14 protein-coding genes are annotated in these 20,531 nt (G+C 54.1%); 5 read left to right on the top strand and 9 right to left on the bottom strand.

Features of this window, described 5'->3' with window-relative positions:
- Positions 1-233 precede the first annotated feature (233 nt).
- Genes V5G20_RS02420 through proV form a run of 3 tightly spaced genes read right to left on the bottom strand, consistent with a single transcriptional unit; the run spans position 234 to position 3,425 of the window.
- Complete coding sequence (locus V5G20_RS02420) at positions 234-1,172, bottom strand: glycine betaine ABC transporter substrate-binding protein (protein ID WP_003388631.1); 939 nt, start codon at positions 1,170-1,172, stop codon at positions 234-236.
- A gap of 11 nt (positions 1,173-1,183) precedes the next feature.
- Entirely contained in the window at positions 1,184-2,023 is an 840-nt protein-coding gene (locus V5G20_RS02415; protein ID WP_024984499.1) for an ABC transporter permease, read from the bottom strand.
- A 1-nt stretch (position 2,024) separates the two neighbouring features.
- Positions 2,025-3,425, bottom strand: a complete 1,401-nt coding sequence (proV, locus tag V5G20_RS02410; protein ID WP_338463135.1) for a glycine betaine/L-proline ABC transporter ATP-binding protein ProV — start codon at positions 3,423-3,425, stop codon at positions 2,025-2,027.
- Positions 3,426-3,676: 251 nt separating this feature from the next.
- Here proV and V5G20_RS02405 point away from each other — a divergent pair, with 251 nt between their 5' ends.
- The 5 genes from V5G20_RS02405 to lplT all read left to right on the top strand — a co-directional run bounded on the left by V5G20_RS02405 (position 3,677) and on the right by lplT (position 9,979).
- On the top strand, positions 3,677-4,225 hold the full coding sequence (locus V5G20_RS02405; RefSeq protein ID WP_338463134.1) for a GbsR/MarR family transcriptional regulator: 549 nt from the start codon (positions 3,677-3,679) through the stop codon (positions 4,223-4,225).
- Between the two features lie 255 nt (positions 4,226-4,480).
- Positions 4,481-5,854 (top strand): sensor histidine kinase, encoded by a 1,374-nt coding sequence (locus tag V5G20_RS02400; RefSeq protein WP_024984501.1) that lies wholly within the window; start codon positions 4,481-4,483, stop codon positions 5,852-5,854.
- 30 nt (positions 5,855-5,884) lie between these two features.
- Positions 5,885-6,526 (top strand): response regulator, encoded by a 642-nt coding sequence (locus tag V5G20_RS02395; protein ID WP_003388636.1) that lies wholly within the window; start codon positions 5,885-5,887, stop codon positions 6,524-6,526.
- 142 nt (positions 6,527-6,668) lie between these two features.
- Entirely contained in the window at positions 6,669-8,780 is a 2,112-nt protein-coding gene (locus V5G20_RS02390) for an AMP-binding protein (RefSeq protein WP_003388637.1), read from the top strand.
- Positions 8,780-9,979 carry a lysophospholipid transporter LplT gene (lplT, locus tag V5G20_RS02385; protein WP_122957995.1) on the top strand — a complete coding sequence of 400 codons (1,200 nt, stop codon included), beginning with the start codon at positions 8,780-8,782 and terminating at the stop codon, positions 9,977-9,979. The genes V5G20_RS02390 and lplT overlap by 1 nt, the downstream gene beginning before the upstream one ends.
- Positions 9,980-10,138: 159 nt before the next feature.
- Here lplT and ltrA read toward each other — a convergent pair whose 3' ends face one another.
- From ltrA to V5G20_RS02355, 6 genes are all read right to left on the bottom strand, one after another.
- A complete protein-coding gene (ltrA, locus tag V5G20_RS02380; RefSeq protein WP_024985477.1) occupies positions 10,139-11,437 on the bottom strand; it encodes a group II intron reverse transcriptase/maturase in 1,299 nt (432 codons plus the stop codon).
- Positions 11,438-12,191: 754 nt separating this feature from the next.
- Positions 12,192-14,951: a hypothetical protein gene (locus tag V5G20_RS02375; RefSeq protein ID WP_338463133.1), complete on the bottom strand. Its 2,760-nt coding sequence runs from the start codon at positions 14,949-14,951 to the stop codon at positions 12,192-12,194.
- 2 nt (positions 14,952-14,953) lie between these two features.
- Entirely contained in the window at positions 14,954-16,216 is a 1,263-nt protein-coding gene (locus tag V5G20_RS02370; RefSeq protein WP_122958304.1) for a TRAFAC clade GTPase domain-containing protein, read from the bottom strand.
- A 12-nt stretch (positions 16,217-16,228) separates the two neighbouring features.
- Complete coding sequence (locus V5G20_RS02365) at positions 16,229-16,864, bottom strand: hypothetical protein (protein WP_003388644.1); 636 nt, start codon at positions 16,862-16,864, stop codon at positions 16,229-16,231.
- 22 nt (positions 16,865-16,886) lie between these two features.
- A complete protein-coding gene (locus V5G20_RS02360; RefSeq protein ID WP_003388645.1) occupies positions 16,887-18,170 on the bottom strand; it encodes a vWA domain-containing protein in 1,284 nt (427 codons plus the stop codon).
- Positions 18,167-20,524 carry a hypothetical protein gene (locus tag V5G20_RS02355; protein ID WP_031932512.1) on the bottom strand — a complete coding sequence of 786 codons (2,358 nt, stop codon included), beginning with the start codon at positions 20,522-20,524 and terminating at the stop codon, positions 18,167-18,169. Before V5G20_RS02355 ends, V5G20_RS02360 begins: the two co-directional genes overlap by 4 nt.
- Between the last annotated feature and the right edge of the window lie 7 nt (positions 20,525-20,531).

Here is a 20,531-nt window from a genome sequence, read left to right as displayed (position 1 = left end):
CTTCCTCACCTCTGCAGCTTCCAGGTCTATAAATACAAAAAAGTACAGCCCTGCACCCGAATGAATCGGGAACAGGGCTGTCTTTCTTTTAGATACCTTGCTTGCATCTTTGTTTGCTTACTTACTCACTTACTTGCTCACTCTTACTTGCTTACCCGCTAACTTATTTGCTTTTTTGCTTATCCGCTTCCCTACTTGCTCGCTTACCTAGCCTTTTCTCACCGGATTTGTCCTTACTTCTTCAAATCCTCAATCGAGTCGATGTCCATATAAGCAGGAACGACGAGTCCAACCTTGGTTCCTTCCAGATTCGCGCCCAGGTCTTCGACGTCTTTACCCAGCTTTTCATAGTAATCGGCGTGAGTGGTCGGCAGCCATGCCGCTACCATTCCGTCCACATCGCCATTGGCTACGCCAGCCCACATCGGACCTGCTTCCACCTGGCTCAGCTCGACCTGGTACTTCAGCTTTTGTTCCAGAACGGTCTTGACGACATTCGTGCTGGCAATTTCCGAATCCCACGCTACATACGCCAGGGAAATCTTCTTGCCGTCCGCAGGCTGAATGCCCTCAACCCACTTGTTTACCTTTTCTTCGTTGTTTTTCACCCATTCGGCTGCTGCTTCCTCGGGCTTTTTCCCGTCTGCAATGTCCAGCATCACTTTTTCCATGTCCTCGGTCGTCCAATGGAAATTGTCGAGGAAAGCATACGCGCTTGGCTGATCCTCCTTCAACCCTTTACGCACAACCGTATGAATCTCTTCACCTGCTCCGAACACGCCTTTCGGGTCCTTCAAGTATTTCAGCTCATACTTGGAGAACTTCCAGTGCGGTGTCCAGCCTGTGATGATGATTGGCTTTTTGTCCTTGTACGCCTGTGTCAAAGCGGCGGTCATCGCGGCACCGGAGCCCTCGACCAGCTCCCAATCCTTCAGGTCGTATTCCTCGATGGCTTTTTCTGCCGCTTTCATAATGCCAGCACCCGGATCGATCCCGATGATTTTGTAGTCGACCTGGGCTCCGACACCGCCGGAACCGCCGGTTGAACCTTCTGCGGACTGGCCGCCCTGGCTATCTTTTGGCAGCTCCGCGGATGGCGCTCCCGAGCAGCCTGCCATCAGCAAGCTAATTCCCAATACGGCTGCGATTCCTGTGCTCCATCTCTTTTTCATGAAGACCCCTCCTAGGCGTTTTTCTTTTTCCCCATGCTTTGGGTGATCCTATCCAATAAAATGGCCATGATGACGATTGCCAGACCGGCTTCGAAGCCTGCACCGATCTTGATCTGGGTAACGGCGCGGTACACGTCCGCCCCGAGTCCTTTGGCACCAATCATCGACGCGATCACGACCATGGACAGCGCGAGCATGATGCTTTGGTTGATACCTGCCATAACGGTTGGTCTGGCAAGCGGCATCTGTACTTTCACCAGCTTTTGCCACGCCGTGGAGCCGAATGCATCCGAAGCCTCGATCAGCTCGGCTGGCACTTGTCTGATCCCCAGATTGGTCAGCCGGATCGTCGGCGGCATCGCAAAAATAACGGAGGCGATGACCCCGGGCACCTTGCCCAGACCAAAGAAGAAGATCGCCGGAATCAGGTAGACAAACGCCGGCATCGTTTGCATGAAATCCAGAACAGGCGTCACGACATTGCGGACGCTATCCGTTCGCGCACACCAAATCCCGACAGGAATACCGATAATGACAGAGATAAGACCAGCAGTCATAACCAATGCCAGGGTATCCATGGCGTGCTCCCAATACCCCAGATTTTCGATCAGAAGAAGTCCGATAAACGAGAACAGGGCGATTGGCCATTTTCCTGCACGATAAGCGAGCAGCACCAGGACGATGATCAAAAGCCACGACGGCAACCCCGAAAACAACAGGGCAAACAAATCGACAAGACCGCCGATCACTGTCGTAATCATGTCAAAGACGATGCCCAGATGATCATCCAAAAAATCAACCACATTTTCTATCCAACGGTCTACCGGCAACTTAGGAAAAAGCTCTCCCATCCTACTTCACCTGCCTTTCTTCCGCGAAAGCATGCTCCTCATCCGTTTTCACGTCCGCGGCAGCCTGCTTGTTTTCGCTTTTGTTCACACCGATATTCACACGCGTATTCGCGCTTGCATTCAAGCTTGCAGGATTCATCGCATTCGTCCCTGCATTCTCACCGCTATTCGCACCTTCCATCGCAGCGGCAGTCTGATCGGCATGGGGAGTGCTGCCCACTTCCGGATTTACCTTCCCTGCCAGACCTCCCAACACGCTGCCCTTCACGACAACACCGAGCAGGCGGTTTTGTTCCCCGACTACTGCTACCGGAATGTCTGAAAAAGCGACCAGGTCAAACAGCTCGTGAAGCAATGTCTTTGGCGAGACCGTCGGAATCTCTTTTCGCATCACAGACTCCAACGTCAAGGACTCCTGCTTGGCCGTATTCACCGCATCGGCCGTCACTACGCCAAGCAGCGTTTTTTTGCGGTCCACCACATACAGGCTGGAGACGCCGCTGTCTCTCATAAGCTGCAGGGCGACCCGCGGCCCCTTGTCTAGCGTAATCGTTTGGGCCCGCTTCATCACGTGCTCGGCAGAAAGAACCTTGGAGCGGTCCACGTCTTCCACGAATTTCTCCACGTACTCATTGGCCGGATTGGTCAGAATTTCTTCCGGCGTTCCGATCTGAACGATCGCCCCGTCCTTCATCAGCGCGATCCGGTCCCCGATCTTCAGCGCCTCATCCAGATCGTGCGTAATAAAGATAATCGTCTTTTGCATCGTCGCCTGCAATTCCAGAAGCTCATCCTGCATGTCTTTGCGAATGAGCGGATCAAGCGCACTGAACGCTTCGTCCATCAACAGCACATCCGGATCGTTTGCCAGCGCTCTGGCGAGTCCCACCCGCTGCTGCATCCCGCCGCTCAACTGATCCGGGTAGCTGTCTTCCCAGCCGGCCAGCCCGACAAGCGACAGAGCTTCACGCGCTTTCGGCTCGCGCTCATATTTTGGAATATTCTGTATTTCCAAACCGAACTCTACGTTCTCCAATACGGTCCGGTGGGGGAAAAGGGCAAACTTTTGAAAGACCATACCCAGTTTTTTTCTTCTGACCTCTTGCAGCTGCTGTTCGTTCATCTGCACGATATCCGCATGGTCAATCAGAACTTTTCCCTCTGTAGGCTCAATCAGCCGGTTCAACAGCCGCACCAGCGTCGACTTCCCGCTCCCGGACAATCCCATAATGACAAAGATTTCGCCCGCCTCTACTTCAAAGCTGGCCTGGTTGACCCCGACGGTCAGACCGGTTTCCTTCAAAATCTCCTGCTTGGTTTTACCCTGCTTTACAAGAGGAAGGGCGCGCTGCGGCTGACGCCCGAATACTTTCGTCAACTGCTCTACCTTGATTTTTGGCATAACGTCACCTCCGAATAAATTGTTCGCACGAATCTGACCCTCTTATTGTATCGGTCGGCCCTTTGTTTCCACAAATTTGGTAAGGGGCCATATTCGAGCGTAATCTTTGTTCAGAAAAAACTTTACGTACTTTTTGTTCCGTATTCTCAGTATATCTAGCATATACGGTAAGATTCGTTTATTTACTTTCGCAAACTTCATTAGTACAATCGTTAACAGGTAAATTGACCAGAGGAGCTGCTCTTTTCAAAATGGAAGACAAACATGAAGAAAAATTGAATAAGGCCCAGGAACAGGTCATCGAGACACTAGCCAAGAACATGGAGCTGTATGGGATTACGATGTCTACTGGTCTGTTGTATGGCACAATGCTGTTTCAGGATAAAGCCATGACCTTGGACGAGATGGGCGAAGCGCTCGGCATGAGCAAAACGAGCATGAGCACAGGTGTCCGCACCTTGATGGATTTGCAGATGGTGGACAAAATCTGGAAAAAAGGCACACGGAAGGATCACTACGAGGTCAATCTGGATTGGCACCAGACCTTTATTGATTTCTTCTCCTTGAAATGGAGAGCTGCTTCCGAGCAAAATGTGCATGCGATGAAAAAGTCCCGGCTGGAGCTCCAATCCCTGCTCCAGAACGAAGAGCTTTCCGAAGATTTAAAGGCGCGCGTGGAGAGAAGCATCACCCGCATAGACAACGCACTGGCTTACTACGACTGGCTTTCCCGGTTCATCGACACGATGGAGTCGCATGAGATTTTTGAGCTTGTTCCGAAAGATCCGGTAAAAAAATAGAGAAGCACGAAGCAAAGGAAAAGGCTCCTTTCTCTACTTATCATGTAGAAAAAGGGGCCTGTTTTTATTTGTCCATCAGAAAGCTTGAAGCGTTTTGCCGGCGCTTTTCCTTTTCTCTGTCAGCCATGCTTGTTTCCGCTTGATTTTGGACGGGGCGAAGCAAAAGTTTCCGCAAAAGAGAACCTTGCCAATAAGGCGCCTGCCGCTCCGGTACGGTATAATGGAATCTATACAAATGACAGGAGAAAAGCCGCCATGATGGTTCTCATCTTATTGGCCATATGGGCCTTCGGGGCCTTTGTCTTGTACACGGATCCGAAAAACACGTCTACACGCTGGGCCAGCGCCACCGCATTCGTCGGAGGATGCGGGTTCTTGTCCGCCGTATTCGACGAGACGCTCCTGCCGCTCGTAAAGGACTCGTTTCCGCTTTCCGCTGCCCTGTCCGCCGCGCTGCTCATGGCCAGCAGGGTCTCGTCCTTTATCTGTCAGGTGGGCTTGCCTTACGCGTTTCTCATGTTCGCCGTACACTCCGGAGATTTTCTGCGGCAAAAGACCAAGACCATTCTCCAGTATGCGGCTCTGCTCCCGCCCCTGATCATGCTGCTCATCACACCGATCTACCCGGTGCTGCAGTTTGACTACTGGCTGATGGTGGCATGGGTGATTCCGTATTTTATCGCCGCCAGTCTGATCCTCATCTTGCTGTACAAAAAGGAAAAAGACCCGCTCGTGAAACAGAGCAGGCTGTTTACCAATATTCTCGTCATTTTCCCGGTGCTTCTGGTGTTTATTACCATTTACGTGATGCGGACGCAAAACCACTATGAAGCCTGGAGGTACAACAGTCTGATCGTCGGAATTCAGTTTCTTCTGATTTTGGTGATCAGTGTCAAGTACGGCTTTCTCGGAGTCAAATGGCGCGTGGAAAAACGTCGTCTGGACAGCACACTCCGGGCGATGACGTCAGGGGCGCAAATCATTAACCACACCATCAAAAACGAAGTGGGAAAAATCTCGCTCTACACGGAACGGATGCAGGATTATGCGGAGAAAACCAACCAGCCTGCCCTGCAGGAAGATATACAAGTGATCAAGCAGTCCACTTCCCACCTGCTTGATATGGTCAATCGCATCCAAGGGCAGCTTCGGGACATTGCCCTGCGCGAGGAAACGATTCAGCCCGCCGCCTTGATCGAGCACGTCCTGCAAAATTTGCGCCCCCTCGCGGAACAACAGCAGGTGGATATCCGGACAGAGCTGGACGACCAGTGGCTGCTTCGCTGCGATCCTGTGCAGGTCCGCGAGATTTTGATCAACCTGACCATGAACGCCCTGGAGGCGATGAAGCAGGGCGGCACGCTAACGCTGCACCTGTTTTTATCCAAGAAACACCTCGTCATCGCCGTAGCCGACACCGGCGTAGGGATCGCCAAGGAAAACCTTCCGCATGTACTCGATCCCTTCTTCTCGACCAAGAAGACGGGGACAAACTTCGGGCTCGGGCTTTCCTACTGCTACAACGTGATGCAAAAACACCAGGGCACCCTGGAAATTTACAGCGTCAAGGACGAGGGAACAAATGTCTTCTTGTACTTCCCGCACCAGCGGGTGGAGTCAGTCGAATAAAGAAAGCACCTGTGAAAAGGAGGGAGACCCATGGAACAAATCCGCGTCTATATCGTGGAGGACGACCCTGTGTGGCGAAAGGGATTGATTGATTTCATCAGCAAGGAGGCCGATCTCTCCATCGTCGGCGAGGCCGCCGCCAAGGACGATGCGCTCGCCTGGTTTCAGGACGGCGAAGCCGACGTCGTGCTGATGGACATCAACCTGACCGAGAACAATCTCGACGGGATCGAAACCGCGCTGGCGCTGACGGAGATGGGCCGCGAGCTGGCCATCATCATGCTCACCTCGCTGACGGCAGAGGAGGTCATCGTCGAATCCTTCTCCGCCGCGGCGGTCGTCAATTACATCAGCAAGTCCAATTTCAAGGAAATACCCGGTGCGATCCGCGCCGCCTATCAGCGCCAGTCCGCCATCCATCCCACCGCCGCCGCCGCGCTTCGAAACGAATTCATGCGGCTGAAAAGCGGCGAGGACCAGAAGCTGCTGTCTCCGGCGGAAAAGGACATCCTGCAGCTCATCCACCAGGGCCAGACGCAATCCCAGATTGAGCAGACCCTGCACATCACCAAGCGCACGATCAAAAACCACATCAACCGCATCCTGAAAAAAATGGGCGTCAAAACGAGCAAGGAAGCGGCGGCCAAGGCCAAACAAAAAAAGCTGTTTTGAGCGGCTTTCCAGCTCCTCACAGCCTTATCCGGTAGTCTTATGACCAGGTACCAATGAAAGTTGGTACTTTTTTTACTTCTGGCGCCGCGTAGAATGAGAACTAACAAGACCGGTCCTTATCACAAGAAAAGGTGTGGTTCAGATGGTTCTCATTTATACCTTTATCAAATGGCTTCTGATGCTCTGGTTTCGCCCGCGTGTCCATGGCCTCGGCAAGCTGGATCTCTCCCAGCCGGGCATCATCATTCCCAATCACGTCTCTTTGTTGGATGCGGTGCTCCTGTCCTTCTGCCTTCCATCCAACACGACCTTTGTAGCCAATACAGAGATCGCAAAAAAGTTTTCACTTTTCCTGCGTTTCCGAAAACATATCACCGTTGACCCGATGAATCCTTATTCCATTCGCCATATGATCCGCGTCGTCAAAAACGGCGATTCGCTGGTCATCTTCCCGGAAGGCCGCATCACGACAACCGGCGGCTTGATGAAGATCTACAGCGGCGTAGGCTATCTGGCGATGCGAACCGGCGCTACCGTTTACCCGGTCATCATCCAGGGCCTCGAGCGCTCCGTATTCTCGTATCTGAAAGGCAAGCTGCGCATCGTCTGGTTCCCGAAGGTAGACATCACGGTCGGCACTCCATTTACGATGCATAAAAAGGAAAACGTCTCGATGCGGGAGCAAAAGGCAGCCGGAAGCGACCTGATCCTGCGCACGATGCAGCGCGAGCTGTTCCAGGCTCGGATGAAACAGAATGTAAACATGTTCAACGAAGCGCTGGAGGCTTCCAGGATTCACGGCAAAAAGCTCGTCATCGCCAAAGACATGACATCGTCCATCAACTACCGGACGCTTTTCATCGGCAGCTATCTGCTCGGCGACAAAATGCAGAACCTGTTGAAAGGCGAGCGGACGGTAGGTGTGCTCCTGCCGACATCCGTCGGGCATCTGGTTACACTGTTTGCCCTGTTCCGGATCGGCGTGACCCCGGCGATCCTGAATTTCTCGCTCGGCATCCGCTCGCTTCTGGATTGCTGCGAAACGGCCGGGATCAAAACAGTATTGACCTCCCGCGTGTTTATTGAAAAAGGAAAGCTGCAGCATCTGATTGACGGACTGGAAGGGCGCGTACACATCGTTTACCTGGAGGATGTCAAGGCGTCCGCTACGACAGGCAACAAGCTTTCCGCCCTGGTCTCCTACCTGACCGGCAAGCGGTCAAAGGCTGAGACAAACGAGCTGATCCTGTTTACCTCCGGCAGCGAAAGCAAGCCGAAGGGCGTCGTCCTGACGCATACCAACCTGTACGCCAACATCATGCAGGTAAAAAGCGTGATCGATCTGACGAACCAGGACAAGATTTTAAACGCGCTGCCGATGTTCCACAGCTTTGGCCTGACGGCGGGTTCGATGCTGCCAGTCATCGCGGGCATTCCGGCCTATCTGTATCCGAGTCCGCTTCATTACAAGGTCATCTCTGAGCTGTGCTACGACCAGAACATCACGCTCATGTTCGGGACATCGACATTCCTCGCCGGCTACGGCAAATATGCTCATCCGTACAACTTCTACTCGCTCCGCTATATTTTCGCCGGAGCGGAAAAGCTGAAGCCCGATGTACGGCAGATGTGGATGGACAAATTCGGGGTACGCATTTTCGAAGGCTACGGTGCGACAGAGACATCCCCGATCCTCTCGCTGAACACGCCGCTGGCCAACAAGCCGGGTACGGTCGGGCGTCTCTTGCCCGGCATGGAATACCAGCTAGAGCAGGTAGAAGGCATCACCCAAGGCGGCGAGCTGCTCGTCAAAGGCCCGAACGTCATGAAGGGCTACCTGATTCACGGCAAAGGGTTTATTCCCTGCGAGGAATGGTACCACACAGGCGACCTCGTGGAAGCCGATGCCGACGGATATTTGACCATTCAGTCGCGTCTGAAGCGCTTCGCCAAAATCGGCGGAGAGATGGTTTCGCTCAATCTCGTGGAGGAGCTGGCTGCCCAGTGCTTTGGCCATTCCGATTTTGCCACCGTCACGATCAGCGACGCTCGCAAAGGAGAGCGCATTCTCCTCTACACGACAGATGAAACGGCAAAGCTGGATCGGCTTCGGGCTTACCTGGCGGAGAAGCAATTCTCTCCCCTGCTGCTCCCGTCCTCCATCCGCTGGACCAAAGCGCTGCCCTTGCTTGGCAGCGGAAAAACGGACTACGTTACGCTGAAACAAATGGCTGAAAAAGGAGAACCCGCATGATGAAAAATCGAATGCGACCGCTGCAGGCCCTCTACTTTACCCAGTTCCTGTCTGCCTTTGCCGACAACATGATCCTGTTTGTCATCGCCAATTTGCTGCAGGACAACGGCTTTTCACCCGTGATGCTGGCGCTTGTTTCGATGGCCTTCTTTCTTCCTTATATCGCTTTGGCCCCGCTCGTGGGGCCTTTCGCCGACAAGCATCCGAAGTCGCTCGTGCTGGTGGTTGGCAATCTGATCAAGGTGCTGGGTGTCCTGATTCTTCTGGTTATTGACCAAAGCAGTATCCTGATGCTGATGCTCGCTTACTTTACCGTCGGGGTGGGGGCGGTCGTCTACTCTCCCGCCAAGTACGGCATCCTGCCGGAGCTGACGCAAAATGAAGACCAGCTCTTCCATGCCAACGCCCGCATCGAAGCGTATACGATCATCGCCATTTTGACCGGGATCGGGGGCGGCGGCGCGATTGCCGCCATGACCCCCACCCTCGTATCGTCCGCCATTTGTCTGGTTCTGTACGGCTTGTCCGTGTTGATGACGTTCAACATCCCGAGGATCAACGGAAACGCGATGATTCGCTACGGCACGGAAACCCGTTTGTTCTTTGCACACTTCCGGCAGCTGCTCAGAAAGCCGGAGACCGGATTCGCCATTGTCGGAACAGGCGCCTTTTGGATGAGCTCCTCGGTCCTTCGCGTAGCGGTTATCGCCTGGATTCCGATCGCGCTCGGGATCGATCCGAAAAGCTCTGCGGTCTCGCTGATTTTGGCAACGACATCCATCGGGATTATCGCCGGTGCGTTTCTCGCTCCCAAGCTGATTCCGCTGCAGCGGTTTTACCGCTCGATCATGTACGGCTTTCTGATGTTTGTGCTGATCCTGCTGTTCCCGCTGTTTCATATCACGGCGGTTGCCATCCTGTTTTTGCTCCTGGTTGGCTTTATGGGCGGCGTGTTTATCGTCCCGATGAACACCGTCCTGCAGGAGGAAGGAAAGAAGATGGTCGGTACGGGAAAAACGATTGCCATTCAGAACTTTGTCGAGAACGCGCTCATGCTGGTTGGATCGGGTATCTACTACGTCATCATCTATCTCGGCACAACCGTCAGCGGCGCGATCATTGCCCAGGGTCTTGTTCTGCTGGTGTTCCTGCTGTATCTGGCCGGGCAGACCAAACGGCTGGCGGCAACGCGGATGTAGGGCCGCCAGCGTGCATCCCTGTTGTAGAGTAGAGAACTGAAACTTTCGGGCGACCGTATGGTCGCCTTGCTCATTTCAGCTCCCCCTCATCAAACCGTACGTGAGGTTTTCCCTCATACGGCTTTCCGATGTTCTTCTTTCTTTGGCATTCGGCTTACTTTATCCGGCTAATTTCAATAAACTACCCTGCGTGTTTTGTATGACCTTCAGCTTTCCGGCATGTTTATTCCGCTTGCTTCTTTTCTTGTTGCAGAAGATTGTAAGGCGTTCAATCACATACCAGTCTATCCGTCTTGCCCATCGTTTGGCGATGGGCGAGATGAAGTAGTAGTTCTTGAACCCCCTTAGCTTGCGATTTAGCCCTTTCACTAGCTCTTCTAGAGACAGAAACAGTTTGTTCCTTGGTGCAGTGTATTCCTTAATTTTACGTCTCATTTCCTTCATTGCTTTCTTAGCTGGTACATGAGACATAGCAAATACCTTGCTCCCCCCTTTGTTGAACACGGGGAATTTGCGATGGTGCAGCCCAAGAAAGTCAAACCCAGTGGAATTGTCCCAAATATTAACGAGTCTAGATTTCTCTTTACTGAGACTAAGCTCCAGCTTGTTTAGAATAGCCATCAGCACTTGAATGCTTTCCAATGCTTCTTGTTTGGTTCTGCACATGATAACGAAGTCATCCGCATAGCGGATAAGTGTGCCAAGATGGGAGAATTGATTTTCCCAAATGGTGTCCATGTAGTTTAGATAGATGTTTGAAAGAAGAGGCGAGATTACCCCTCCTTGCGGAGTTCCCAGTTCTGTTTCATGGAATTGATCATTTTCCATGACCCCAGCCTGCAGCCATTGTCGGATAAGTTTCAGAACACGTCTGTCGCTGATTCTCATTTCGACCAGTTTCATCAACTTCTCATGGTTGATGTTGTCGAAATACCCTTTAATGTCAACATCTACGACCCAATAACACCTCTTGCTTGCTTTGCGTATCTGTGCAATTGCCTGGTGAGCATTTCTTCCTGGCCGAAAGCCATAAGAACAGTCCCGAAAATCAGCTTCAAAGATCGGTTCAATGACTAGCTTAGTAGCCATTTGGACCACCCGATCCTTGATCGTCGGGATGCCGAGTGGACGTTTCTTGCCATCCGGTTTAGGGATGTAAGTTCGACGAACCGGATGTGGACGATACCGCTTTTCTTTTAAATCTAGATAGATCTCGTTAAGAAAACGGCTCTCCCCATACTCCTCCACAATCTGTGCGATGGATTGTCCGTCGATTCCTCCGCTCCCTTTATTTGCTTTTACTCTCCTCCAAGCTGTCGCTAGAATATCCGGGCGGTAGATTTTGTCATACAAGGCATGAAATCGCCGTTTTGAGTTTGCCTTGGCACAAAGATATAGGGTTGTCCAAAGTTGTCGAGCTTTTACATCGGTGTAGTTAGCAAGTTTACTTGCATTCACTCACTCTTACCTCCTTCGACCCGTGAACAAAGCAGGGCTCCTTCCCTCCATAAGGTTGTGTTGTCCTTATGTTCATCGGTACTATGAACCCCTCCGACTCCCTCTCTGCCATCCACCACTTCCCTTACGGTTATAGGTTTCCGTTTTACGCTCCTGACGGGGCGTGCAGAGTAGGGTCTCCCCAGTTCCGTTAACTACTTTCTCAACATACCGCTCCCCATACCCCGAGGGATTCATAGGTGCTGTATTCCAAGTTCTCCACACCGTCCTTGGCCTTCGCCCATATGAAACAAGCTCGGCTTCCCTTTGTCCACCTCTCGGTGGTCTTTCTTAACGAGGCTGCAGGATTCACTTTATGTTACGGCCTGCTGATTTGCTCGCACTCTTTCGAGTTACTTTGTCACAGGGCTTCAACCTTAGGATTTCTCCACCAGTTGCCTGTCAGCTACGAGGTGACTTGGCTCCTGCCTCGGTTGGACTTTCACCAACTAGCAATTAACGGCTTGCTGGGCACGCTTACAAAAAAAGAAAGCCGTGACTGTTCTGGTCACGGCTTTTGGCTTGCTGTTTATTTGGTTTTGCGATGACGTAGTGCTGCTTCCATTCGAGCTTGCACGTCAAAATGGGCAGCTTTGGTTTGTGTACGGTATGTTTGCTGGTGCGTCTGTTTGCGTATAATTTGCTGTACCGGCGGTTCGTGACGGATTGTTCGTCGTACGTTTGTTTACCGCTATCCGGAGCCTGTAGGCAGTGCCTAAGGGGGCGACGGCGAGGACTGCCCATCGCCTGTTTTTGGCGTCGGGCTTGTATTTGGACCGTTTTCCCCGGTGCCGGAGCTTCCGGCATTTGACTCATCCTTGGTAGTATCGGCACTTCCGGTTTTGCCAGTATCCCCGGGACTGTTCGTATTTTCGGTATTACCGGTATTTCCCGTGTTTTCAGCGTTTCCGCTATTTCCAGCACTTCCGGTACTTCCAGAATTTCCGGTGGTACTTCCACCATTTCCGGCATCCCCGGTATTTCCAGCATTCCCGGCATCTCCCGCTGGGGTACCATTTCCAGCAGGCAGCATCGGTCCGTAGATCCGAACAGGCGGATTTGCCTCACCGCTGCCCGGCACGGACACGCCTGTACCGGGGTTGCCGGTCCCGCTTCCAGATGCAGGGTGGCCTGCTTCTCCGGTGGCTGGCGTCGTTTGTTTTGACGTATAGAGCATAACACCGCCGACAGAGCCTCCGGCTACAAGCAGGGCCGTGCCGATGACCATGATGCCTGTATGCCGCCGGAAGAGGCGCACCAATCCATTCGAGCTCTCGTTTCGCACCTCGTCCAGCACCCTCCGAAAGTCGGCGTTTCGAACGGCGTACCATTTCTTCCGCCAAGCCTTGTCGCGCAGCCTTTGTCCCTTGTCTTCGAGGAAATACCGCTTTAGCGCCGCTCGGTAACCGGGCGCGAGGGCTTTCCCGTGGAAGAAGCTGCGTTCCGTAATCGTCCACTGGACAAACGGATACACGCTTTCTTCCCCGCCCTTTTCATGGACAAAGGAAAGCATTCTGTCATACGGCGTATCGTGGATCGACTGGGAGTCTGCCTGATAAAACGCAAGCCATACCATCGGAAAGCTCCGTTGGTCCAGCTTTTCCCCCAGGAGCCTTCTCAAGAGGCGCTGCTGTTTGTCGATCTCGTCCGGGTCAAAGGAGCGGAAAAACTCCTCGGGGGGCGGAATCACCTCGGCCTGCTCCAGCGCAGCCAGATTCATCAGCAGATCGTACGTTTCCCTGCTTTCCAGATCGAGCTCTCTGGCAAACGTTTGCGGCTTATCCTCCAACAGTTCGACGATCCCCTCAAAGTCTTCGCGGGACAGCGTCTCCAGGTTGACGTATTTCAACAGGCAGCGGTCGATCTCGTCCAGCGTTTCCCGGGCGTAGTCGCTGCTCTCCCGCGACTTCCGGAAAAATCGGTGGATCTGGGATGCTGCATCAGTTTTTTGCCCGCTTCCGCGAAACTGGGCGAGCAGCTTGTTGCGCGTCGCCTCCTTGAAGAACGGGTTTCGCAATGCCTCCGGCGCATGTTCAGCCCAGAAGCCGATTTCCTTCAATACGTCCTCGATGCGGAGCGCAGCCTCCAGCCGTTTGGCCAGATACTCCTCAAACAGCGGCTTCACGAATTGCTCATGCCGCAACGCCGTACTCATGACCAGCGAAAACATCTCCGGTTCGGCGGCCAGATGCTTGTACACCTCGCCTAAGTACTTCCCGGGCTGCATCAGCCTGCCTTTCAGCAGCACGTCCATGAGGTACAATACCATCTCTTTTTGCTTGCTGCGGGGCTCGACGACGCGGCCGGATTGGATGATCAGCCGCACGAGCTCGCCAGCAGGCAGCACGCGGGCCGCGACAGCCGCTTTTTCTTCGCGAAACAGGCCGACGAGCAGCTCTTGCAGCCGCTTTTTGTTTTTCAGTTGGCCATTCTCCACATAATTCAGGATGACCTGCCATACAGCTGCGCGGTTCTTTTCGTATACGGCCATTCTGCCCTTTTCGATCAGAAACAGCGGGCACAGCTCGTAATACGTAGCCAGCCGCAAGCCAGCTCCGCTCTCGTCGCCAGCCAGCACTTCTTCCGCGAACTGATAAAAATCCGCCAGCACACGCGGCTCATTCAGATACATCCAGGCAAAATCGAGATATTCGTGTTCCCCTTCCTGCAAATCGGCATTCCAGATGCGCTTGTTTGGCAGATCGAACAGAAATTCCTTGTCGATGTGGCCGGCTCCGGGGCGGATACTGTCTTTTTGCACAAACATGACATTGATGTGCTTCTTGCTTTGCGGCTCGTTGCTGTAGGTCAGAAAGCCGATGTGCCGGCGCATCTCGTAAGGCAGGCAGCCGTAGAGGATTTCCATCAGCTCCCTCGCGGATGCGGCTGCTGTTCCAACCTCGCCGTCCAGGCTGACAAACACCTTTTTCTTCGCCGAGAGCGACATCATGACGGCGTACAGCAATTGCTTGAAGGTCCGTTCATCTACGCCGAGCCGGGCCAGTGCCCGTTTCCTGTCTCCCGGATCGCCCTCCCGGTACGGGATGTCCTCAAGCGATGGCAAGTCCTTCCCCGCTGTCTCGTCATGCTTGCGGTCAAAGCCTTCGATTCCGAAGATTTTGCGGGGGCGCAGGCAAAATTCGTCCCGGCGAAGGGCCGGGATCACGTAGTTGTGGGAAAAAAACGTATTGCGCTGTCCGGTAAAATCGGCGCCGGCATACACGCTTTGACCGATCACCAGCTCCCCCGTCTCGGCCCGGAAGCAGATCAGCGCATCTGGGTACTCCCGCGGGTCCGCTTCTCTCTCCTGGAGCTCCCGCGGGGCGTCGTATACGCAGAACGGGTGGAGCGTCTTCTTGATAAACGAATTGTCCAGCCCCGGGGATTTGGCGACGGTATCGTACCCCTCGTTGGAGCGGAAAATGCCTTGGCGCCCGCGCGTGTAGTATTGCTGCTCGATCAAATGCCGCGTCACAATCACTCTCTCCCCTCGATGTAGTCCAGTTGGTGCAGGAGCCAGATAAACGGCTCATCTACCCGGACAGGCGTGACGACTCCGCTCACCTTCTGATTGACCGGATTGCTTCCCAATGCGGATACGGCAAAAAAGGCGGTATTGGTGAAGTAGACATCCAGCGCGTCCTTGAACGGCCGATCCACTTTTTCGATGAACCGGCGAATCTCCCCGTTGATATTTTCAAACTCGGTCAGATTCAAATGCTTCTCATGAACATAGTTGCGGAACACATTGCTGTTGGATTTGATGTACTCCCCGTCCTCTTCCTTCAGGAGGTGCAGCATGTCGCTTTTGGTCAGCACGACTGCCGTCGGGATGTGCGTCTTGCTTTCCTGCTCGTACCCGATGAAGTTTTCAAACATGGTGATGACAACCTCGCGCGGCTCGTCGTACTTGGCGGTAAACTCTCCGGGCTCATCCCCTGCATTCAACTGGATTTTGTCGCGAATCTTCCGGATCTGCAGCGGGTCTACGAGGAACAGGATGCCCGAGGAATTTTTCACGTGGGCCGCATAAATCTCCAGATACTCCCGGTCGACCATGCCCTCGCCTGCGACGTCAAAAAAGACGAGAATCAGCGGTGCGCGCTCATTGTCCTTGAAGATGAACTGGAATATAAACGGCTCCTGCCGCTTCTCTTTTTGCGTTGAGTCAAGAAGCTGCCCGCGTTCGAACAACGGTGCCTCGTAGTTTTCCCGGAACTTCCGGCTGATTTGGGCATTCAGCGGCATGCAGGCGGCGTTAAAGTGATTGGCCGTCGTGTTTTGCAAGGTATGGATCAATGACGTCATGTAGACGGATTTGCCCACCTGGGAGGCACCCACGATGGAGATGATGTTGCTGGGGGCTTTGCCGGCCGTGATCGGCAGCTCGTTGTGGCATTTGGGGCAAAGCCTCCGCTTGGTGACGACACCGTACTTGTCCGTCAGGCCGACCAGCACGTTGTCGACGACGATCCGGTTTTCCTCGGGAATTGTCTCGGGGTGGATCACGGCCTCGATCTCCTCGATGTCGTCCAGGCCGAACTTGTTTCGATACTGGTTGAGGATCACGTCCTCCTGCAGGGCGTAGTCCTCGTCGTCCTCGCGGTGGTGAGCCGCGCGAAAGACCACCTCTTCCGGAGAATACTTGGAAAAGCAGTACGGGCAGACGATATCGTAAAACGGAAGCCTTTCCTTCTGGGGCGGCTTTTTGTCAAACATGTTTTTGAGAAACGTAAGCATCTCCGTTCCCTCCTATTCGGGAATCAGTTCGTAGAGTTCCCCGTATTTTTTTCCGTCGGTAAAAAACAGCCGGATGTAGTCGTTTTTTCCGATTTCGATCTCCGGCATCAGGTTCTCTCCGGGCTCCAGGTCGGAAATGAACGCGTACTGCGTCCCGTCTTCCTTGTTTGCCGGGTAGGAGCCTTCTTTTTTGACGTAGCAAAGCACGTCCCTGGAGATCGGCAGCTCGGAAAAAATCCGGATCTGAATCGATTGATACGGGCGAAACCAGCTCTTCCTGCGCTTTACGGAATAATAGATTTTCGCCTTTCCCGTGCTGACGCGGCCGATATGATCCTCCCCTGCGGGAATGAGCATGACCGGCTTGCCATCTCTCAGCTCGCAGGGGAAAATCCGATAGGCGTAGCGTCCGATTCCTTCGACTGGCTCCCGGTAGCCCCTGTTTGCCTTGTATTCCTCCCGGGTGTACAGCTTTACATCCCGTTGCGTGAGCAAAAAGGGATCGAACGGTTCATCCAGCCGCGATTTATGCACGTAGACACAGGGAACCGACTCTGGCCAATGCCAGTTGATGACGCATTCGCTCCCCTGCACCTGGCAGGAGACGGACTTGATCAGCCGGTTATCCGTTTCTTCCATTTGTATCATCAGGCATCATGCTCCCACTCTACTAGTCAAACCGCTTCAGGCCTGGCGTTTTCGCATCGAGGCTGCTATTTGGCGAATACCTCCGCCTCGAAAAGCTTCCCGCGTCAGAAAGCTGGCCGCTTACGGGCGCCGGAATGTTTATGGTGAACAGCGTCAATACGAGCGCCAGCAAAATATCCGCAACCAGCCGCAGCACCGGACCAGGCAGGCCGGTGGAGGCAAAGCCCATTTCCAGCACCAGACCGGCCAAAAGTCCGGCGACCGCGCCGCCGATGGAAAAGCTTTTGGCGATGTGCTTGTTATCGAATATGAGTCCAAGTGCGAGCCCGAGCAGCGCGCCAGTCGCGGTCAACAGCAGAACCCGTTCTACCGCGTACAGGAGACGGCCGCTGTCGCTTCCGTTCCGCTCACCCATCAGGTTGCGGTCCTGCCTGTTCAGCTCGTAAATCTGGCCGAAAGCCGAAGTCAGCTGCTCGGCGTTTTGCACATCGGTATACGTACCGCCGGTCTCTGTCGCAATCTGTTTCAAAAGCCCGGTTCCGTCAGCGCTGACCGCACTCATCCCTACCGTATGGATGGGAATGTGCTGGTCGCGGAACGGAGGAAGCGTTTTGTCCGTATCTACTCTGCTAAACCCGTCCGACATCAGTACAACGGTGCTGTTGCCCGCTCCCGAAGCAGGGTCCCGGATCAAATTCAGCGCCGTTTCCAGAGCCGCGTCAATGTTGGTGCCGCCGCCTGGTCCATCGTGATTTTCAAGCTTGTCGATCACGCCTTGCCTAACCTTGCTGTCTCCGAGCGAAACCATCGGCTGCAGGACGCTGGCCTCGTCGTTAAAGCCGATGATGGCGACCTGCATATCGTTGTCCATCCGGTTTACGACATCGGCTGCCGCCTTGAAAAGCTGGCCGTCGGGGTCGGTCTCCCGCATGCTTCCCGAGGTGTCCAGCACCATGACGATGCTGTCCGCGCCGCTGGAGCGCTGGATGTTGGAGCCGTACAGCAGTTGGAACAGCAGACCGGCCACGCCCAGCATGATAAATGTTGCCGGTACGAGCATTTTCCAGGAAAAACCGGCATAGCGCTGCCTCCAGCCCGTACCGTTCACTCTTGGTGAAATCATTTCAGCAATCAGACAAAACAGTCCGACGAAGAATGCGAACTGTCCGATATACAGGCCCATCAGCAGCCATTGCGGCATCTCGCCGGACAGCTGGTGCAGAATGATTTCCCCCACACCAAACCCGATGAGACCGCCAATCGTACTGAGCAAGACCATCAGCATGCTGATTCTTTTTTGACTCATATGGATACCCCCTTTTCCCGGCGGTGAAAAACAAAGCCGTTCGCCACATAGGAGTCGTAATATTTCTTGTTGTTGCGGTAGTACATCAGGTCACCCAGTCCGAAGCCGCCCATCAGGTGCAGCTTTTCGATGCCGCTTGTGCCCGCTTCGTGTATACACCCCTGCTTGCAGGTCCGCAGTCCCTGACCCTTCTGCATCACGTATTGGATAAAGTCGCTGTCGATGTCCGCGAAAAAGTACTTTTCTTCGTAGCGGTGCTTTTGCGAAAAGTGGAAGACCTCTACATGCACCGATGCTCTCTCCTCCAGCGCGCGGTCGAGATCCTCGAACAGCTCTTCCTTGGTCAGAACGTCTCTGTTCTCGTAGGCAACCGCCACATTGGCCCGGGCCAACAGCTCGTCTTCGAACGCCAGGGCAAACAGCGGGCTGCTTAAAATCTCCTGGCGGCACAGCGCTGAGAGCCGTTCGATCAGAGCCGACGATTCCGTTTGTCCGCCGTTTAAGATGCTCGCCTTTTGTCCAAGATAGCGATCCTCCCAGTAAAACAAGGGCCCTTTCTTTGCTTCGAGAGAGCGGATCGCCTCCCGGACGAGTGTGCCGTAATACTGGTCGATGTTTTTCCCGAGGTAGTCGGTCGCTTCCTTGACGCTTTTTTGCGCGAGCTCGCGGAGCTGCTTCTGCAGTCTTTCGAGCTGTCCCCATTCCTCCGCAAGCTGGCGGTGCAGCTCTTCTGCCTGCTGCTCGCAGTCCCGCAGCAGCCGAAGCTCCATTTCCAGTCCGAGCAGTTCGTACCGTTTTCCGTAGACGAGCGGCAGCAGGTGGCGGATGAAATTTCTGATCCGGTCTTTTTCTCTGGTGAAAAACCCGCCCTTTTTAAAATCCTGCTGCTCGACGCGCTGCCGGTACAAATCCTCCCATTCGGCCCTCGTCTCTTCCAGCAGGCGGGCCGTCTCCCTGATTCTTGCCAAAAGCTCGCCGCGAATGGTGGGGAGCGTCTCGTTTCCCGAAGTGAGCTGACAGGCCGCATACGGGCCGCAGCGCGGATCTTCCGCGACGGTTTCCCGAAACAGTCTGGCGAATTTCTCCTTGATTTGCAGGCTCTCTAGCTGCTTGCGGGCACGCTGCTCAAAATGCATCTCGAAAAACGCTTGGCTGCTCCCTTGAAACAAGGCATGCTCCGCTTCTCTGAGCGTCATGCTCCTGAGCTCGGCGTAGCTGACTCCCGTCGCCATCAGGCCCGTCATTTCGTCAAGCTTGCCGCCGTCCGGCAAAATCGACTGAACGCTGCGCAGGATATGGCGGGGCGCCAGCTCCAGCCGTTCCATCAGCCCGGCCGGATCGGGCAGGGGAGACGTCTTCATTCTTTCCAGAAGGTCGTCGTACACGTGCGACAGCACCGTCAAGGCGATCGCATCCTTTGGCTGCTTGACCTTGGAAAAACCGGCCGTGGCAAAGGCTGTCTGCACGTTGTCCACTGTGATGCTGCGGGTAAACTGGTGCTTGTTGTAGCTCTCGTTGCCTTCGCCCAGCTCCGGCTCTGCTGGTTTGTTGTTCAAAAGCACGAGACGGCTGATGATTTCGTAGTTGTCCTTTTGGCCGTTCTCGGCAAACAGGCCCCGCTCATTTTTGTCGCTGAGCAAATAAATCAGCGAAAACAGCGGGCTTCCAGCGTGAGCCACCTCAAGGGTCACGTGATCCTCCGTCACCTGCAGCGATTCTTTGAACCGGTAATCGCTCCGCTGATAATTCGTCAGCTCCTCCAGAAAGCTGACCGAAAGCGATGCGGAAAATCCGAAATCGTCGCCGCTGCTCTTCTCCTGGATCAAGGCGTAGAGATCGATAGAGACGTATTTGAACACCTCGGACAAATAGCTTTTCATCAGCAGGACAAGCTCCGGCACCAGCACGTTGGCCGGGTCATCGGCCCGCGTCACGACCGCAATGTTTACGTGCTGGACGGATGGGCAATGCCCTCCCGCCTCGGCGAGATGAATGCTGACTTTCTTCATGACCTTGTTGATCTCGACGCGCAGCGGCTCCTGCTGGTAAAACTGGCTGTATATGTCGCTTCGCAAGGTTTGCCTGCCTGCGAGCGGCTCGGGCAGCCGGCAACCGTACACACGGGGTTCGGACAGCGTTTTGCCTGAGCTCGCGTGTAAATAGAGCGCCCCTGCGTGGTTTTTCCACTGCCGTTCATTCAAGGAATAAACAGCCTGGAGCGCTTCCAGGCTGTTATCCCCGATGAAGAGGAACAGCACGGGGTTTTGTATGCTTCGCTGTCCGTTTCCGCTATCCAGTTGTGTGTCGAGGTCCGAGGCGTACTGCGTTGCGAGCTGTTCGATCAAATCCCTCATGCTTCCT

The sequence above is a fragment of the Brevibacillus borstelensis genome, from assembly GCF_036700025.1.
GTDB lineage: Bacteria > Bacillota > Bacilli > Brevibacillales > Brevibacillaceae > Brevibacillus > Brevibacillus borstelensis.
The sequence above is the reverse complement of the archived record's forward strand: the minus strand, read 5'-3'. Positions and strand labels throughout refer to the sequence as shown.

Bases quoted from the DNA above. Each gene is read 5' to 3' on its own strand.
- V5G20_RS02420 (WP_003388631.1), bottom strand. From the start codon at position 1,172: ATGAAAAAGAGATGGAGCACAGGAATCGCAGCCGTATTGGGAATTAGC.
- V5G20_RS02415 (WP_024984499.1), bottom strand. From the start codon at position 2,023: ATGGGAGAGCTTTTTCCTAAGTTGCCGGTAGACCGTTGGATAGAAAAT.
- proV (WP_338463135.1), bottom strand. From the start codon at position 3,425: ATGCCAAAAATCAAGGTAGAGCAGTTGACGAAAGTATTCGGGCGTCAG.
- V5G20_RS02405 (WP_338463134.1), top strand. From the start codon at position 3,677: ATGGAAGACAAACATGAAGAAAAATTGAATAAGGCCCAGGAACAGGTC.
- V5G20_RS02400 (WP_024984501.1), top strand. From the start codon at position 4,481: ATGATGGTTCTCATCTTATTGGCCATATGGGCCTTCGGGGCCTTTGTC.
- V5G20_RS02395 (WP_003388636.1), top strand. From the start codon at position 5,885: ATGGAACAAATCCGCGTCTATATCGTGGAGGACGACCCTGTGTGGCGA.
- V5G20_RS02390 (WP_003388637.1), top strand. From the start codon at position 6,669: ATGGTTCTCATTTATACCTTTATCAAATGGCTTCTGATGCTCTGGTTT.
- lplT (WP_122957995.1), top strand. From the start codon at position 8,780: ATGAAAAATCGAATGCGACCGCTGCAGGCCCTCTACTTTACCCAGTTC.
- V5G20_RS02370 (WP_122958304.1), bottom strand. From the start codon at position 16,216: ATGCTTACGTTTCTCAAAAACATGTTTGACAAAAAGCCGCCCCAGAAG.
- V5G20_RS02365 (WP_003388644.1), bottom strand. From the start codon at position 16,864: ATGATACAAATGGAAGAAACGGATAACCGGCTGATCAAGTCCGTCTCC.
- V5G20_RS02360 (WP_003388645.1), bottom strand. From the start codon at position 18,170: ATGAGTCAAAAAAGAATCAGCATGCTGATGGTCTTGCTCAGTACGATT.
- V5G20_RS02355 (WP_031932512.1), bottom strand. From the start codon at position 20,524: ATGAGGGATTTGATCGAACAGCTCGCAACGCAGTACGCCTCGGACCTC.